17 protein-coding genes are annotated in these 16802 nt (G+C 36.2%); 11 read left to right on the top strand and 6 right to left on the bottom strand.

Annotated features, from left to right (window positions below):
* Positions 1–47: 47 nt before the first annotated feature.
* From MKX39_RS21125 to MKX39_RS21115, 3 genes are read left to right on the top strand one after another with little or no spacing between them, the layout of a single operon-like run.
* Complete coding sequence (locus MKX39_RS21125) at positions 48–884, top strand: hypothetical protein (protein WP_340771833.1); 837 nt, start codon at positions 48–50, stop codon at positions 882–884.
* Positions 881–2161, top strand: coding sequence for an ABC transporter ATP-binding protein (locus MKX39_RS21120; protein WP_340771830.1), 1281 nt, complete (start codon positions 881–883; stop codon positions 2159–2161). Before MKX39_RS21125 ends, MKX39_RS21120 begins: the two co-directional genes overlap by 4 nt.
* A 4-nt stretch (positions 2162–2165) precedes the next feature.
* On the top strand, positions 2166–2828 hold the full coding sequence (locus tag MKX39_RS21115) for an ABC transporter ATP-binding protein (protein WP_340765202.1): 663 nt from the start codon (positions 2166–2168) through the stop codon (positions 2826–2828).
* Between the two features lie 75 nt (positions 2829–2903).
* On the opposite strand, the gene MKX39_RS21110 is transcribed toward MKX39_RS21115, so the two are convergent.
* The 3 genes from MKX39_RS21110 to MKX39_RS21100 all read right to left on the bottom strand — a co-directional run bounded on the left by MKX39_RS21110 (position 2904) and on the right by MKX39_RS21100 (position 7663).
* On the bottom strand, positions 2904–3395 hold the full coding sequence (locus MKX39_RS21110) for a dihydrofolate reductase (protein WP_340765200.1): 492 nt from the start codon (positions 3393–3395) through the stop codon (positions 2904–2906).
* A gap of 94 nt (positions 3396–3489) precedes the next feature.
* Positions 3490–5919, bottom strand: coding sequence for a vitamin B12-dependent ribonucleotide reductase (locus tag MKX39_RS21105; RefSeq protein ID WP_340771827.1), 2430 nt, complete (start codon positions 5917–5919; stop codon positions 3490–3492).
* Positions 5920–6412: 493 nt separating this feature from the next.
* On the bottom strand, positions 6413–7663 hold the full coding sequence (locus MKX39_RS21100; protein ID WP_340765197.1) for an MFS transporter: 1251 nt from the start codon (positions 7661–7663) through the stop codon (positions 6413–6415).
* A gap of 252 nt (positions 7664–7915) precedes the next feature.
* On the opposite strand from MKX39_RS21100, the gene MKX39_RS21095 reads away from it, so the two are divergent.
* Positions 7916–8800 carry a 3'-5' exonuclease gene (locus MKX39_RS21095; RefSeq protein ID WP_340771825.1) on the top strand — a complete coding sequence of 295 codons (885 nt, stop codon included), beginning with the start codon at positions 7916–7918 and terminating at the stop codon, positions 8798–8800.
* Between the two features lie 128 nt (positions 8801–8928).
* On the top strand, positions 8929–9747 hold the full coding sequence (locus MKX39_RS21090; protein WP_340771821.1) for a hypothetical protein: 819 nt from the start codon (positions 8929–8931) through the stop codon (positions 9745–9747).
* 242 nt (positions 9748–9989) lie between these two features.
* On the opposite strand, the gene MKX39_RS21085 is transcribed toward MKX39_RS21090, so the two are convergent.
* Together MKX39_RS21085 and MKX39_RS21080 are read right to left on the bottom strand one after the other, a co-directional pair.
* Positions 9990–10175 (bottom strand): hypothetical protein, encoded by a 186-nt coding sequence (locus MKX39_RS21085; protein ID WP_340765193.1) that lies wholly within the window; start codon positions 10173–10175, stop codon positions 9990–9992.
* A 173-nt stretch (positions 10176–10348) separates the two neighbouring features.
* Positions 10349–10972 (bottom strand): hypothetical protein, encoded by a 624-nt coding sequence (locus tag MKX39_RS21080; RefSeq protein ID WP_340765191.1) that lies wholly within the window; start codon positions 10970–10972, stop codon positions 10349–10351.
* A gap of 140 nt (positions 10973–11112) precedes the next feature.
* Between MKX39_RS21080 and MKX39_RS21075 the strand changes: the two genes are divergently transcribed.
* On the top strand, positions 11113–11946 hold the full coding sequence (locus tag MKX39_RS21075) for an endonuclease NucS domain-containing protein (RefSeq protein WP_340771818.1): 834 nt from the start codon (positions 11113–11115) through the stop codon (positions 11944–11946).
* A gap of 34 nt (positions 11947–11980) precedes the next feature.
* On the opposite strand, the gene MKX39_RS21070 is transcribed toward MKX39_RS21075, so the two are convergent.
* Positions 11981–12379: a type II toxin-antitoxin system PemK/MazF family toxin gene (locus MKX39_RS21070; RefSeq protein ID WP_340765188.1), complete on the bottom strand. Its 399-nt coding sequence runs from the start codon at positions 12377–12379 to the stop codon at positions 11981–11983.
* Positions 12380–12545: 166 nt separating this feature from the next.
* Here MKX39_RS21070 and MKX39_RS21065 point away from each other — a divergent pair, with 166 nt between their 5' ends.
* The 5 genes from MKX39_RS21065 to MKX39_RS21045 all read left to right on the top strand — a co-directional run bounded on the left by MKX39_RS21065 (position 12546) and on the right by MKX39_RS21045 (position 16793).
* Positions 12546–13382, top strand: a complete 837-nt coding sequence (locus MKX39_RS21065; RefSeq protein ID WP_340765186.1) for a hypothetical protein — start codon at positions 12546–12548, stop codon at positions 13380–13382.
* A complete protein-coding gene (locus tag MKX39_RS21060) occupies positions 13373–13894 on the top strand; it encodes a crossover junction endodeoxyribonuclease RuvC (protein WP_340771815.1) in 522 nt (173 codons plus the stop codon). Before MKX39_RS21065 ends, MKX39_RS21060 begins: the two co-directional genes overlap by 10 nt.
* Positions 13887–15320 carry a hypothetical protein gene (locus MKX39_RS21055; protein ID WP_340765182.1) on the top strand — a complete coding sequence of 478 codons (1434 nt, stop codon included), beginning with the start codon at positions 13887–13889 and terminating at the stop codon, positions 15318–15320. Before MKX39_RS21060 ends, MKX39_RS21055 begins: the two co-directional genes overlap by 8 nt.
* A gap of 33 nt (positions 15321–15353) precedes the next feature.
* On the top strand, positions 15354–16157 hold the full coding sequence (locus tag MKX39_RS21050; protein ID WP_340771813.1) for a hypothetical protein: 804 nt from the start codon (positions 15354–15356) through the stop codon (positions 16155–16157).
* A gap of 138 nt (positions 16158–16295) precedes the next feature.
* Complete coding sequence (locus MKX39_RS21045) at positions 16296–16793, top strand: single-stranded DNA-binding protein (protein ID WP_340765179.1); 498 nt, start codon at positions 16296–16298, stop codon at positions 16791–16793.
* The last annotated feature ends 9 nt before the right edge of the window (positions 16794–16802 follow it).

The following is a 16802-nucleotide window of genomic DNA, read 5'->3' as shown; positions in this document are numbered from 1 at the left end:
TCTTCATTCTTGTTTTTTGGACAATTTCATACTTAGACTACATCAATATGATCAACAATGGATTTGTGGATAAGAGTGCAATCACCTTCACGATGGAAGAAGCAAATTCACCATTTTCAAAAGTTAATGATGAATTTATTCTATTTCAATACGACGTTAATTTTCCTGAAGTTAAATATGTTTGGTTAAATGGGGATGTAGTTCTTCCTCCGTACAACGAAGCAGAAGATATTATTGATATTGATAAATATCAAGGGAATGTCGCTATAATGGGAAATCAAGCTAATAGTAGTGTGCCTGTCGATTACACGCTAATAGGACAATTCAACACGCCTAACTCATACATATTGAACTCTGAAACATGGCTTATATCAAATGAAGTAGAACTAGTGCTAAAAAATGGTACATATTTTAAAATCGTCGCTCCAAACGATGCAGAAGAATCTATATTAAACAAACTTATAAATGATAATACAATAAGCATCATTGATAATGAGGTGTTTGGTTCCTATGCTTTAAACTCTAATACTTATGTAAATAAGGTAGGTTTAGTAAGTCTAGTTTTCCTGACTCTTATATTCATCTTGATATGTTATATTCTAATAAGCAGAGAGAAAGCACTAATGGGCATACTCTATTTATCCGGATATCCTTTTCATTCCGTATTCAATATGGTATTCAAATACAAAATAATCCCTTATTTATTACAATCCACATTGTTAATAACTACCTGCCTAGTAATTGAAAAAGGATTCCCACTTTGGTCTAATAGTTGGATCTTCAACTCACTTTATATGTTTGTTGGATTTATTTTATTTTTGCTTATGTTTTTTTATAAAGAAGTCTTTTCTTATACAGTGAAAAGAGGAGGTAAGAAATTTTGAAAATTATATTGACTCTATTTAAACAAAACAAATACTTTAATCTCCTTAATATCTTAATCGCAACAGTATTTTCATGTCTGTTAATGGTGTTGGTTATTAATATGGATTATACGGTGATCGAAAGTAATACCGTGGAGAATTTTAAAGATAAAAACTTATACCAAATATCAGATGAATTGTACGATGAGAAAGAAACCTCCTTCTTTTCAGTTCCGTCTAATTATGACAAATTGTACAATTTTTCAAAAGAGCTAGAAGAGAAACTGAAATATATATATTACAATCCTGTTTGGCAACCGATAGGCGTGGCAGATTTCAAAGGTGATATAAAATATGATGCTTATTATGAATCTGGCAACAATCAACCGCCTTTTAATATTGGTGATACCTCTTATCGAACGGTCAAGTCTATGAGGTTTAATAAAACGGTGTTTGATTTGAATAATCTTCAATTAAAAACCGGAAAAATGTTTAAAGAAGAAGATTATGTACTACATGATAATATCATTCCAATTATTTTAGGCTCTGATTTATCAAATATATATAAATTAGGAGATACAATTAATATCTTGTTTTACCAAAAGGAGTTTAAGGCTGAAGTTATCGGTTTTTTGAATGCAAATCAAAAAGTATTGGCAGCTAATGAACCCGAGGTATTATTAGATAGATACATAGTGCTTCCAGCAATAAATTTTAGTGAAGCTCCTTCTGCTATAAAGAGTTTCAACTCACAAAATGAACTCTTCTTTAAAGCTATACTGCTTAGCAATTCAAATGGGAAAATCGTAACTGATTCTTCTCCATTAGAAATAAAGAAAACTATTAACGAAATCTCAACAAAAACTGGTTTCTCTGACTTCACTATTATTGGTGCTAATACTATTTCAACCGATATATTAGTAAAAATGACAGAGCAACACACGGGCGTATTGATTTCTGTTTTAGTAGTTTTATTCTTAATCATTATGATTATCTCTGTTTTTGTTATGTATCTTAAAGTTAAACGAAGCATTTCCACTTACCTAGCACTATTAATAAGCGGAGCAAGTTTAAAAGACATCTATAAAATAGTAATAGGGGAATTTATATTTGCAAATGTGATTGGATGTTTCATCCCTGTTTTGTTCTTATTATTTATAACTAAGGGATCCATACTATTACTTACAAATTACTTGTTTTTGGTCATTGTTTTCTTATTAGTTTCCACACTACTAATAAACATAATGGTTAAAAAAACTTTCCATACTATAGATATAGTTCAAAGTTTGAAAGGATGATACTATGACCAGACTTTTATTAGAGAATATAAAAAAAGAGTTTAAGGGCGTCCCGGTCTTTGAAAATGTAAATTTACATGCTGAGGGAGGTAGACTTATAGCAATTAAAGGTAAAAGTGGAGTTGGAAAAAGTACACTATTAAATATAATTGCTGGGTTAGAGCGTCCAACATCAGGTGAATTATTCTTGAATAACGTAGATATGAATGAGTGTAGTTTTAGTGAGTTGACCAAACTCAGAGGTAGTTCAGTTGGATATATCTCACAGCATAGTCCAATGATACCTAAATTAACGGCCTTAGAAAATATTTGTGTTCCGTTATGGTTCAAGAATGAAAAAGAAGAAAATTTCGATATGGATAGAATCAATCAATTAGGTGAATTACTTGAAATCAAACACTTATTTCCGAAAAAGATTCAATTGTTATCTGGAGGCGAAGTTCAAAGAGTGGGGATTATTCGTTCTCTTATCAATAACCCCGAACTAATTGTTGCTGATGAACCGACAGGATCGCTTGATGATGAAACGACTTTAAAAATTTTAAGCTACTTTGACAAACTAAAAGAGCAAGGCCTCACAATCATTATCGCCACTCATAGTAGTCTAGTCGCAGACCGTTGTGATCTAGTATATGAATTAAGAAACGATGGATTATTATTAATATAGGATTTCTACCTATTCTTTGTACATAAAGAGAGTGCACTAGTCCTTCTGGGACTAATGCACTCTCTAACTTTTTGTTTACTTAATTTTTCTTTCATAGACATGGAAGTAATAATCATATGGGTTTTGGTGATTTCGAATGCCTTTTTCCACTGATATCTCGGTCCATTCGTTCAAATCTATTTCTGGAAAGAATGTATCACCTTCGAACACATGGTGAATCTTTGTCATATATATTTTCTCTACATCCATCATGAACATGTCGTATATTTGTTCTCCCCCAAAGATAAAAATCTCTTTTTCATCCTTACATAATTCAAGTACTTCTTCTCGTGAGTGTGCTATTTCACATCCAGGAAAGGAAAACATGCAATTCTTCGTTAAAATAATATTCCTTCTATCTGGCAAAACTCGGCCAATCGATTCGAAGTTTTTTCTACCTAAAATGATGGGGTGTCTCTTTGTGGTTCGTTTTACGAATTCCCAATCTTTTGGAATTCTCCAAGGGATGTCGTTGTTTTTACCAATCACTCGATTTTGATCCATTGCAACAATAATGGACACCTTCACATATAACACTCCTATTCGTGGTTTATCTATATTTTTTTTAGGTAAGTATTTGTTTCGTTTTTCGTATTAAAAAAATGCCCCTGAGGGCACTTTCTTATATATCACATTTAAGTTGCGAGCCACAGTTAGAGCAAGTAGAACATCCCCCGGAATCGATTACTTTTCCTTCACGGCACATTGGACAAGTATTGCCAACCTGTGTTCCATACACTACTGTTTCAGCTGTTTCAGCTATCTCTGCGATATCATCTTCAATCAAGGACAGAACTTGCATCGAACGACTGCCATCGACATAGACCGTACCGCCTTTTGCTCCGCCTTTATGAAGCATTTCGTATACTTTTTGTACTTGTTCTACGGTATATCCTTTTGGAGCATTTACCGTTTTCGACAGAGAAGAATCAATCCATCTTTGTATTGCACACTGTGTGTTTACATGCTCTTCAGGAGATAACTCCATCGCTGACACAAAGTAATCCGGAAGTTCCCCTTCGTGTTCTGGGTTATACTTCAGGTAGTCTTCTACGATTTTCGCATCGACTTTGATATTTGCTCCTAAACGTCCAGAACGATAATAACTGAATGAGTAGTACGGCTCTAGACCCGTAGAGCACCCAATCATTGTTCCAGTTGAGCCTGTTGGTGCAACAGTCAGTAAATGTGAGTTCCGAATACCAAACTCCAGGACATCCATACGAATATCTTCTGGCATTTCTTTCATAAATCCTGTATTGATAAATTTATGACGCAACTCCATCGTTTTTTCTTCTGTCTCCCCAATCAAGAAGGAGAAAGAACCTTTTTCTTTAGCTAGTTCGATAGACTCTCTGTAGGCTGCTGTAGCGATTGTTTCAAAGACCTCATTTGTCAAAGTTAAGCCATCTTCTGATCCGTACCTAGCTGCAAGTTTGATTAGTAAATCTGATAGACCCATAACTCCAAGTCCAATCCGACGTTCTCCAAGAGCTTGAACCTCATTTTCTTTCAAGAAATATGGACTTTTGTCTATTACGTTGTCCTGCAATCTGACCGATTCAGCAACTGTCTTAATCAAACCTTCTTTATCAAATGTTTTATCTCCAAAGTTAGCGAAGACACTTAAGTTAATTGCGGCTAAATTACAAACAGAATAAGGTGCCAGTGGCTGCTCCCCACAAGGGTTTGTAGCGACTACTTTTTGCCCGTATGCTGCTGCGTTTGTTTTATCGTTTGCATTATCAATGAAGAACACACCAGGTTCTGCTGCATATGTTGCACAGATATTGATTAAATTCCAAACATCTTTTGCTCGAACTTCACGGTAGACTTTCACCGCATAGCCCATTTTCTCCCATTCTCTAACGTCTCCAACATTATGCCAATTTTCGTTGTAGAATTTCATTTCGCGTTTCGTGTAATTTTCTACATCGGGGAAACGAAGGCTATACATCTCATCGTTTTCCACCGCAGCCATAAATTCTTTTGTGAGAGCGATAGAGATATTTGCACCTGATAAGAATTCTGGGTCATTCACACTGTAAGTTCCGCCATCTTTAAGTGATTTCTCAGCAGTATTACGAGATTCATCAGATACATTATGACGAATAGTCAATTCATAGATTTCTTTTTCAGAATCAGTTAAAGGCGTGAAGCTTAATTTTTCTTTCGCCATTTCCTGAATGAAAGGATTGTCAATCTCTTTCATGATGTAGCGTAGAATATCTGGATTTTGCATCTTAGACAGAATGAATTCGATGACGTCTGGGTGCCAATCTGATAATAAAATCATTTGTGCCCCTCTTCGCGAACCGCCCTGTGAAACAAGGTGTGTTAATTTCGCAATGTCATCTAGCCAAGAAACAGAACCGCTAGATTTTCCGTTTACTCCTCTTGCAAGTGTATTGCGAGGTCTAAGAGTCGAACCATTTGTTCCAACGCCACCACCACGACTCATGATTTCCATTGCTTTTTTGCGATGATTATTAATTCCACCACGGGAATCCTTGACCATTGGTAGTACATAACAATTGAAGTAAGTTACATCTGTACCAGAACCAGCCCCGTAAAGAACACGACCTGCAGGTACTAGCTTTTCCATTGCAATCAAATTAGTGAACTTTTTAAACCATACTTCTTGTTCAACCTCATCTTCTGATAGTTCACGTGCATTTCGAAGTGCGATTTGCTCATAGTATAACTCCAAAGGTTTTTCGATTTTGTTAATAGGACGAATAATCGTAGATTCTTTACCTTCTTCTACATATTCGCTTTCTAATTCAATAACTGCCTCTTTATTTTTTTTGTCGAGGGAACGAACATACCCAAATCCACGCCCTGGAAATTTCGGGTCTTCCTTTACGGTTAATACAACTAAGTCTCCGGACTTCAGCGTTTTTAAAGCTGTATCCTTTTGACTGTAACGATCTAACATGACCATACGATTCACACCAGAACGGTGTAATTTCATGTCAGGTGTAATCGGATGAATCATATCGAATTTCTCGATATCCTTGTTTAGTTGTTCGATGTGTTGTTGTGTGTACATAATGTTTTTCCTCCTCGTGTGTTGAGTAGACGATTTTGCGTCTAGGTTCTGTTCTATTCAAAAACAGACCTACTTATGACACTAAATCCACTAACTCAATCTCCTTTTTAATGTAATGCTACCCGTGTCTAGTTTTACAGCCAGTCGAATGATTGCCTATTGGGCAATTCTCCTTTCTTTTCATGCTCGCACTATTCTATGCAGGGGAGTAAGGTTTGATTTCCCGACATTAATGACTCTTTCAAAAAAAAAGAGATAATATTGGTGTCAGTTATGTATGAACAAACAAAAAAGACCTGCAACAGCTATGCTGTATACAAGTCTTTGGAGGTTATCGTGCTGCTTCTGTACCTCTTGCTTTTTCCATTTCGCGAGCTGCTTCCATGTGTGTCACCTCCATATCTAATGATTAATACATTGTATTCTTATACAACATAAAATATTCTGTTAACATGAGTGGTTCGACATGTTTTTGACTCTTATAATGAAAATCCTATATGTTGACGTCTTTTTTAAGTCGTACATCTTCCATCATTTTGCCTAACTTTTGCATGAATAAATAGGTGAGCAATGCAATCACAACGAAGAAGAAAGTCATGGTTGATTTTGAGAAATAATCCATGAGCACAATACAGAAAGAGGCAAGAATAAGACCGATATCTGCTGTAGTGTTATAAGCAGCCAAGTATGAACTTTTCAGATTTTCATCTGCAATATCTCCTACATATGAATCGAGTAAAGGCCATGTTAATACTTCTCCTATTGTCAATATCATCATGCTTAGAATAAGAGGTAGTAACGAGTCAAAATGAACAATTCCAATAACCCCAATTAAAAATATCCCTAGACCATATCGCAGGATCTGTTTTTCTGTAGCATGCTTTAATACATAGGTGGAGACTCCAATTAAACACAATACAAGTAGAGTGTTAACTAATAACAGTAGCCCTGAGACATTTCCTCCCGTAATCTCATAAGAATGAAAGTTGATGCTTGGGAAGGTTTCTACTAGTCGAACATTGACATAATTTGTCGTTTGGCTTTCCATGAAAATGAAAAAAATCATTCCAATCATATAAAAACGGAACAACTTGTCTTTCATAATAATCTTATAGCCTGTTCCTAGCTCCTTAAAAGATTCTAAGGCAGTTTGTGGCTTCTCTTCTGATGAAAGACGCGTCTCTGGGATGAAAAAGAAAACAATCAGAATAGACACAATCGACATAGAGAGTAAAGTCAACGAAACGATAGCGAAATGGTCCTTGTAAAGACTAGCTCCTAGTAAACTTCCAATACCGACTGCAAGATTGCTAACCCAATAAAGGTACATTAAAGCAAACTTTCGAGAATGTTGATCGGTGAGGTCTAGTATCATTCCGGATGCAGCAGGTCGATAAGCGGCAATGGCAACCATGTTTAAGGCCATCATTAAACTGGTAACCCCAGGTGAGAACCAAATCACGGAATTGGCCAGAACAATCACAAGAAATGAACTTATTTGAACAGATTCAACAATCAGCATGACTCGTTTCCTTCCGAACTTGTCTGCTGCGTATCCACTATAGATACTAGCGAGAAATCCTAATGCAATCCCAATCATTGGGATAAACCCAGCCGCCTTTAATCCGAAGTGAAGATTAATATAGAGAGGCGTCATCATAATCATTGCATAGGTAAGGAACTGTGTAAAAAAACTTTGAACAATACGTAAACGGACCCCTTTGTGTAATTCCTTGAACTTCATATCTTTTACCCTCCATAAGAAAGAATTGAGAGCATAGAACTCTCAAACTTTTCAGTTTTTCCTATCTTATGTATAGGTAGAATGTGATATGCCATTTGTCAAACATCGTTCAACATACTACTAAAACAGTTTTAACAATGGGGTTGCCCTCTTATTATTTCTATAATATTCCAAACAACTTTTCTAAAAGCTTTATAAAACGACGAGAGATGCATAAGATACACTAATCAAAAAACAAATGGAGGTGACCTTATGGTTGCAAATGTGAATAAGGTAGATAAAAAGGAAGTAATGCTGGGAATAATGTTGAGTATGGAGGATTTTATCATTGCTGATTTTGAAACGACGGGCTTGTCACCAGATAAAGGGGCTAGAATAATAGAGATTGGTGCCGTGAAAATTAAAAAAGGGAAAATAGTAGATAGATATCAACAATTCATCTATCCAGAGCAGAAGATTTATGCAAAGATTATCGAACTTACGGGGATTACAAATGAAATGTTGGTAGGCAAACCGTTAGAATCTGAAGTATTGCCAGGGTTTTATGAATGGATGGAAGGCCTTCCGTTCGTTGCACACAATGCTATGTTCGACTGGGATCGCTTTTTGAAGCCAAGTCTTCAAAAATTAGGGATTGCTTCAAGTCAATTAGTTGTTTGCACAAAAGTAGTGGCTAATGCTTATTTAGAATTGGCAAACGGCAAGTTGTCCACTCTTTGTGGATATTACGACGTAGAAATCGAAAATCATCACAGAGCAATTGACGATGCCGTAGCATTAGCGAAAGCATTTCTTCTTATGAAAGAAGAGTTGTCGAGCGAAAAAGAAGAATTACATTCGGTTTATAGCCAAATGGACTTGTTTGGAAACGAACCTAGTAAAGAAATGCAATCCTTTAAAGTGAGTCGCGTTTCCTATTGGGAGAAAAAGGTTGGAAAGAATACGATGAATCGTATTTACGTACAGTTAGATATTGGAACTGTGTTCTTAGATTTACAGAAAGATCATTGGTTTTCAAAAGATGTCGAAGGTAATATTGATTTTCAAGAGGTAGAAATTCGCACCATTGATTTCATACGAAAAAAATCTCGAGACGAATTGTTAACTTTCCGAGGTCAGCGATCTGTGGCAAGTTAATATATTTCCAGAAGGACGCCATTAGTGGCGTTCTTTTTTTGTCATGAATCGAGGACGTGCTCTCTTTAACTGGGATTAAAGTAACTACTTCTTACGTAGAATACCTTATCAAATGAAAGGAGAAGAAAATGCAAACACCAACCATGAAAGCATTTGAAAGGTTGGAGAAGAAATTCTTCGATCAAATTCAATACAAACAAACATCAATAAGACCTGAGTTTCCAGGAGAAATTGTATACCAAAGAATACTAGACTCAGAGGAGTTTGTCCAAAAGTTTCATGATTGTTTAATTGAAATGGTCATTGAAAAAAACCCAGCAACTATTCAGAAGTTGAACGATTTCTTCCATAACCTGCAAATCAAAACCTCACCGTATAATTGGGAACAAGAACATTACAACTTCTTGTTAAGAGAGTTGTTTTTGCATGCTGCAGCTATTCTGCTCCGAGCAAGGCAGTATCATTTATTGGATGGAATCTTATCTGAGAAAAGGAGTTATAACAAAGGCTCGAGAAAAAGGATAGACGTCAGTTTTGTCCATTTTGGACTTCCTTGCTATAGCTTGGAAAATAAACAGGAAGAATCGAGAAGAGTCACAGCGGCTCAACTGATTTTGGAACGATCCTTGAATGTTTGGAAATCGCAGATTGTTGAAACAGACCTCGTGTTGTTTTATTTGTCTTGCTTGCGTGGAGAAAGAAGGCACCCTTGGACACCAACGTTGGCTGGATATCATGAAGAGGGAGAACTGTGTTTCCTAAGCCTGTTAAAGCTGAAGGATGTATACCTTAACGCTCAAACGCTCTTAGGAGGATATTCACCCGAAGATCTATCGTTAAAAGCGAAGGAGTTTGTCTTGCCAACTGGCCATCATCCTTTTGCCAAGGGTGACTATGCACCAAAACTCTGGGAAGTGATGAATATTGAAAACATAGCCACCCTTTAATTGGGTGGTTTTTCTTGTTCTTTATAGCCGCAAGAAGATTCGACCAAGAGGATACATCTGGATTCTGCAAAATAGTCCAATTCTATCTGTTTTTTTTGTTTTAAAGAGGGTCTTTAACGGTAAGCCAAATAAAGCACGTCGTCGTTAAGGCATTTAGTAGTTAACCGGGAATAATCTACAGCGTGTCGGGATATAGGTTATTGGTTCACTATGTCAGAATATTCGGTTTGTTATATGTCTAACTACTTATTGATTTCTGTTTGTGTGAAGACTTTTACAAATGCAGTTGATAAGACAATAAATGTCGCAATAGTATATGTTCCCATGATATAACTATTTACTCCACAGTAATAAAGTACTAGTAGACATAGCTGAGATAAGCTGTAAAAACTAAAGAACAAAATGATTTTTTTTCTGTTGTTTTTCATCTCAAGACCTCCTTTTTTGTCATATTGCACTATTCTACTATACATATATATGTACATTTTTTTATGTTACAAAAAAAACAATTCGCATTTCTGTAAATACTCGTTATTTTATTGCAGAAAACCCTTACCTATAAAAAAAGAGGACGCATTTTTAGCATCCTCTCTTTTTTAACTTATTTTGCAGCGTTTTGCATTTCCATCATGAGTTTAGCTGTAATATAACCTTCAATGTACTTTTCCGTAATTAAGAATAACTGTTTGAAATGTTCATCGGATAAAGGAATACGAATAATCTTCTCCGGTCTTCCATTTACATATTTTGGTGCAATCAAACCTTTGTCAGTTTCTTCCCCAGGTCCAATCTCTGCAGATAACATCCAAGGTGATTTGCTACCTGGAGTAATTTTAAACTGGCGAGAGAGAGCTTTTCCATCTGGACGCGTTTTACCTTGCTGTGCGAGTTTCTTCACACCAACCCCCCCTAAAAGTGTAAAGATAGGTTTAGCATAAGAATACCCACCCTTTTCCATATCGGCAAGTGCTGTTTTTGCTAAGTGAGAAAGACGGCCAGACTTCATATCTTGTGCTAACTGCAAGAATTCTGGAAGAGAAATGAACACAGTGATTTCATCTTTCTTTTTATTGCCGGCAGCTGCTTTGTTGTCATATGTGACAAAACCTAGTGCTACTTTATCAATACTAAATGTCCCTTTTAAAATTTCTACGAATGAGTCTTTACCGTCAAATCTGATGATTTGATGATCTACATAATTTTTTTCTGCTACTTGATTCGCCATGGAATCTCCTCCTTATATTTGAAATCGCTTATTATATGCAGTTGCCTTGCTTTTGAATCATTCGATGTAGTTCAACAAATAGATACTATTATTTCTCCTTTGAACTGCATACAACAGGCATAAAGAAGGGGGATATTAAGATGAGTCTAGAGTCTTTTTATCAAAGAGATAAAGAAGAAGAAGCTCTTTGTGAACTATTTATTCGTTATGCTATTGCTCACGACACTCGACCATTTCAAAAAGTGGACGACTTGTCTATTTTAGGATTTCTAAAACAGGAAGAGTTTCCTGATGATATATACGAAGCGATGGGGATGTACCATTCATCAATACAAATGGTTCCGTTACGAATACCTTATTGGAAAAACGAAGTAGCGAGTAAGTGGGATAAAATAATACGACTATCAGAATCGATAAAAAGACGCTACGATTTCAATTCCCTCCAAAGTAGAGAAAAACTTCCTCATAAAGACCTTCGTTGTTATTTTCGATTAACTGCGTATCGTGTTTTGTTTGTTCCAGAACGAGATCCTTGCGAATGGGAAACTACTATTCTTCAAAACGGGATTATTATAGAGAAATACGAAAAAATGCGAGAAGAAACACTAGAAATGATTCTATATAAGGAACCATCTTTAATTGAGGAAGGATTAGTATTCACGGCACGCCAAGTAGAGGTTCATAAAGGAAGAATTGATCTGGTTGGTAAAGACATCAGAGGGGCTACTGTTTTGTGCGAAGTGAAAGTAGAAGAGGATAAAGATGTTTTATGGCAGGCTGGTAACTATCCACGATTGTACCAAGATAAATATGGTAAAAGGAAAGAACTACGCATGATCGTAGTTTCACCACAGATGCAAAAATCTCTGGAAGAAGAATTGAAGGAAAAAGGGACAGAAATATTTCACATACGCAATTTCCCAACCTTGCATCTGGTACCAAAAAAAAACAAGCAAAAAATCCTTAATGGATAATTGCTTGTTTTATTTTTTTATAAATTACTATATTTTAGGCGTGTCTTTTGGCTGAATTACTACCGTTATAGGTGTCGAACTCAATAATACCCAACGATATCTTGATCTTTTCATTCATATCGTTGTGAAGATGTACGGGTAATTCTCCAATTTTCTTACGTAAGCATTCCTTTGATATCGTTTGTATTTGTTCAAACAAAACGGTGGAATCTTCTAACAGATTGGCTGTTCCTTTTAGTACTTGCATATGTGTAGGTAAGTTTTTGTCTTTCTTTTTCGATGTAATAGCCGCAACAATCGTAATTGGTGCAAAATGATTGCCTAAATTATTTTGAATGATGACCACTGGTCGCGTTCCTCTTTGTTTACTTCCCTTGCCTGCTTCTAATTCCGCAAGATAGACATGACCCCTTATTAATTTGAAATCATCCATATGATTTCCTCCTTTTTTGAAATGAACACGTAGCAATATATGCAATCGGAAGTATTTTTACCACTTGTGTAAACACGTACGTTTCAGTTCGACTTGATTCGCCTTATAACTTTATGTACTACAGTATACAATAGGTAAATATGGTTGTCAATATGAGGGGGATTTTATGTACGCAATTACTAGCAATAAAGGTGCTTTAAAAATAGGTCTGGGCATTGATAAGCCTGAAATTAACTTTACGTTCAGGGACGGCTACATATGGGAGTGCGAAGCTAAAAGTGCAGTAGGTTTTGAGATGTTAGTTGATATAGTGTCTTCAACTATTACTATGTCAATATTAGAAGATGTTCTGTTGGAAAAAATGAAGGATAAAGAACCGTCAGAAACAGTGGAGTGGGTGAATGAATACGGTGTAGGATACTTTCAGGACTATTACTTTTCTCGCTTAGTAAGACACCAGGTTCATCGGTATCTACAGGTAAATGAAAGAATACAAATAGAGTCATTTGAAACTTTCCTTTTGCCAGGGATACGTCAAGATGCAAGTGTATATATTGAACATTTAACCACAAACAACGAATCGTCCTATCCACTGGAAGAAGAAATGTCCTATACTTCCGAAATAAGTGATATTGTCAGCGTGTATAAGTCTGAATTGGAAAAACTGGAAAATGCACCGAACTTTGAACGTTTCCACTTAATCGAAAAAGACAAGAAACACATGCTATTAGGGGAGTATAAAGGACAACTAACTGTAATAGGGAAAGATTGGTTGCATGGTGTAATACCAGAACTATATACAGTAATGAAAATCGACGAGGATTTAGATACAAATGATCCAATTTACTTTTTACCACTAGCTATGCATATTTTTGATGTAGCGAGTATAGTTCTTCACCGCCAAAATCCAAAACGCAAAAAAATATTTGATCAATTAATGGTAGAGATGGAGATAGATGAGTATGCAATGGTTCCATGTAAGGGATGTCCATTGTGCAAGTAAATCAAGTGTTCTTAGGAGTAGATCAAGGAATTGCTAATTGTGGATATGCTTTTATTCAGGCAACAAAGAATGGATTGCATCTACTTAGTAGCGGAACGATAAAGACACCAGCAAAAACGCCTTCTCATACACGAGTTTACACCATCTTCTGCTTGTTAGAGGAATACTGCTCTATTTACAAACCGATTATTATGGGTGGCGAATTATTAATGTTCAGTCCTCCCAGAAAATCAGGTGGAAATGAATCTGCTTCTATGATGACTGTTAATCTTGTTTCCGGTGCATTGTGTGTACTAGCTGCGAAGCAAGGGATTGATTATAAAGAGTATATTCCTGGTTCCATTCGTAAAACGGTAACAGGGAAAGGTAAAGCTACGCAGCAGGAGTTGAAGGAAGTTTTGTCATCCTTGATTAACAAAAAGAGATTTTCTAAACATGAACTAGATGCAGTTGCGATAGCCGTTCATCTAGAAAAAAAATATAGAGAAGAGAGGGAAGAAAAAAATGACTAAAAGAACAAGATTTATCGGGATAGCTTTCATCCTGCTCGTATTTATCCTTGTTATCAGCTTTATATACTTGTTTTCCAATAAGGAAAAAGATAAAACAATAGAGGAAGAGGTGGAGAAAGAGCCTCGCCAAGAAATTGTTGGTTATTCAGATGATGGAAAACTTACACTGTATGATGCATGGGACGGAAAGGTAAAAGATCGTTTTGACCTTAAATCACTTAGCGTAGAAAAAGAGGTAGTAGTAGAAGAAAAGACAGTAAAGAAAGTGGTAGAAACTACTGAAAAGTCTGTTCCTAAAACAAGTGTAGATAATAGCTATAAAGAGTTTGAAAAAATACGAGTTACGATTGTAAACCATGATAATGCGTGGAACATTCAAACCAAATTAACTCCTAAACGAAACACGATTGTCATGCTTCGACATGTACGCGATCTGAATAATGGGTATGCGATGCATCCAATTTATCCGGGAGAAGAATTCATTTTCTTGAAGGAGAAGGATGCTTATGTAGATGAAAAAGATATTGGCATTGAAATTATTGAAGAAGTCGAAGAAATTGTATATGAAGAAGTAATCGAACAAATCACCATTAAGAAAAAAGAAGATCATTACATTTTCTATAAAGATATGCAATCAGAAAACCTATTTGCATATTCAGATATTGATGAAAAGGTCTACTTAGTGACTTCCCAAGAGCACAAATTGGACGTGAAACCAATTGATATGAAAGATCTCGGTAACGCGAAACAGTTTGTGAAAGGAGATGCTGGATATCTCTTTATTTATGAAGACAAAAAAGCCAAGATGGTGAAAGAGGATAGTGTGACGGATATCGTTTTACATGGCGAGCCAGAGAAGATAGTAGTGGCCGGCAAACATGTATTATATGCTTTCGACAAAGAAGTGGGAAGTATTTCTATGGAAGACGCACACCATATCTATGCACACATCGGGGAACAATTAAAAGAAATGATAGTTTTAGATGAACATGTTTATGCTCTTAACATTTTTGGTAGCAATTCCGACAATTCATTACTATTCAAAATAGAGCCGGAAACACTATACGCGGTTAAATTATTAGAGTTAGAAGGCGACAGTACCTCTATCGTGTCGTTTGGAAACGAACAACAATTAATCGTGAGTAGAATATGGGAATCGTTAGATCCATTAGGTAAAGAAATTAAAGAACCGCAAATCGTGGAGATACACAAAGAAAAAATGAACATCGACAAGATTGATGCAGATACATCTAACCGCTTCTTTACAAATGGCTCTGTCGAGAGGCATCGTTTGTTTACAAAAAATCAAGACAAACTCGAAGTCTATGACCTAGCGAAGAAAGAAAAACTAGCAGTATATGCGTTTCCTGAACAAGATTATCTAATCTTGTCTAAACAATTCGAAGGGGGTGAGGGAGCAGAGTAATCTGTTCCTGATTATATGGAGACAACGAATGCAATGGCTATGCATGCAGCATGGAGAAGTAGAATTTACTTGATACACGGAAGCAAGATACCTAAAGGGAAAGATTTGCTACAGGTTTTCCTTGAGGCATACGCATTTACTTGGTCGCACGAACCATTCAGTGAGAAGAAGAAAGTTTATGAATGGTTTAAAGAAGAGGCTGAGGATTATCCGCATTGGTTACAAACAAGAGAAAATGAGTGGTGGGCCTATCATCTTTTAACTATGCTAGCTTTTGCCAAGCAGGATAAGGCACAATTAGCTCAAAATATTATACAGCGTATGCTTAATGATGTTCCAACAGATGAAGTATCTATTTGTTATGAAGTGAACAACATATCAGGATTACTAAGATCATCTTTCAATATCCCTTTTATGCCAAGAATGAGCTATCAACATGCTTTTGAGACAGATGCAAGTATGGCGGACGACGGAGGTGTGTCAGAGAGTATACTGGGGTCGATGAAGGTGGGATTGAAAGGGTTAAAAAAGGTCTTGCCAGTTGAGAAAATGGAAACATCGGAAATTGAGCCTTTCTTGAAGCCGAATATTGATAGTAACAACCTAAAGTACGAAATCATTAATGAATTATTGATTAAACGGACGTTATCTTGGTTGATGGCTCCGGAATGGAAGGATATGTCTGTCGAAGAGAAAAGCGAAAAGATGGATGAGGAAGTAGAAGTTTACGTGTTCACCTTATTAAAACCAGAGATAGAGGAAAAACTGTTTGAAAATGTTTTCGCTGTTCTTCGAGAGGTTGTTCGTCCTATAGAAGAGATTGACTCGCCCGCATAATAGCGGGTTTTTTTATGGTTCGACATTCTAAACTCTATAAATGGAATATAATTTTCTAAGTCCCATATAATACTGCGTGTTGAGTAAAAAAGGAGTTGTCCACGCTCGACAACAATCATATAAAGGGAGGTATGCAATATGCATACAATCGTAAACACTATTCAAGAAATCAAAGGAACAAAAACAGAAGTTTTAATGTTATTCGGTACGGGTCGTTTAACAAATGATCCACCAGAATTACGCGAAACAGGAACAGGTAAAAAGGTATTGTCGTCACAGAAAGGCCATCGCTTTGCGATTGCTTTCTACAACGGACAGAATAAGGATGCTTCATTCTATGGCATCGAAGCTTGGGAGAAAACAGCTGAGTTGATGAAAAACTTAACGTTTAAAGGTCAAGAAGTTGAAGTAGCTGCACGCATTAAAACAGAACATTTCGAAGTTCAAGGCGAGAAACGCACAGCCGAAACTTTAGTAATTGAGAAGTTTAATGTTAAAGGTTATAAAGAAGGTTCTAAACCAACCACTTCATCAACTTCAACAACTAACTCAAGTGCACCATCTGAAGCGAAAGAACTTGTTGGAGCTGGACATTCTGGCCCAATCGAAGTCTCTGATGATGATCTGCCGTTCTAAGAAACCTGA

Origin of the sequence: Psychrobacillus sp. FSL K6-1464 (assembly GCF_038003145.1) — a bacterium.
Taxonomy (GTDB): domain Bacteria; phylum Bacillota; class Bacilli; order Bacillales_A; family Planococcaceae; genus Psychrobacillus; species Psychrobacillus psychrotolerans.
This window is presented reverse-complemented; position numbering and strand designations above follow the sequence as displayed.

Coding starts and splice junctions, on each gene's coding strand:
- MKX39_RS21125 (WP_340771833.1), top strand. CDS start 48: ATGATCAACAATGGATTTGTGGATAAGAGTGCAATCACCTTCACGATG.
- MKX39_RS21115 (WP_340765202.1), top strand. CDS start 2,166: ATGACCAGACTTTTATTAGAGAATATAAAAAAAGAGTTTAAGGGCGTC.
- MKX39_RS21105 (WP_340771827.1), bottom strand. CDS start 5,919: ATGTACACACAACAACACATCGAACAACTAAACAAGGATATCGAGAAA.
- MKX39_RS21100 (WP_340765197.1), bottom strand. CDS start 7,663: ATGAAGTTCAAGGAATTACACAAAGGGGTCCGTTTACGTATTGTTCAA.
- MKX39_RS21095 (WP_340771825.1), top strand. CDS start 7,916: ATGGTTGCAAATGTGAATAAGGTAGATAAAAAGGAAGTAATGCTGGGA.
- MKX39_RS21090 (WP_340771821.1), top strand. CDS start 8,929: ATGCAAACACCAACCATGAAAGCATTTGAAAGGTTGGAGAAGAAATTC.
- MKX39_RS21085 (WP_340765193.1), bottom strand. CDS start 10,175: ATGAAAAACAACAGAAAAAAAATCATTTTGTTCTTTAGTTTTTACAGC.
- MKX39_RS21080 (WP_340765191.1), bottom strand. CDS start 10,972: ATGGCGAATCAAGTAGCAGAAAAAAATTATGTAGATCATCAAATCATC.
- MKX39_RS21075 (WP_340771818.1), top strand. CDS start 11,113: ATGAGTCTAGAGTCTTTTTATCAAAGAGATAAAGAAGAAGAAGCTCTT.
- MKX39_RS21070 (WP_340765188.1), bottom strand. CDS start 12,379: ATGGATGATTTCAAATTAATAAGGGGTCATGTCTATCTTGCGGAATTA.
- MKX39_RS21065 (WP_340765186.1), top strand. CDS start 12,546: ATGTACGCAATTACTAGCAATAAAGGTGCTTTAAAAATAGGTCTGGGC.
- MKX39_RS21055 (WP_340765182.1), top strand. CDS start 13,887: ATGACTAAAAGAACAAGATTTATCGGGATAGCTTTCATCCTGCTCGTA.
- MKX39_RS21050 (WP_340771813.1), top strand. CDS start 15,354: ATGGCTATGCATGCAGCATGGAGAAGTAGAATTTACTTGATACACGGA.
- MKX39_RS21045 (WP_340765179.1), top strand. CDS start 16,296: ATGCATACAATCGTAAACACTATTCAAGAAATCAAAGGAACAAAAACA.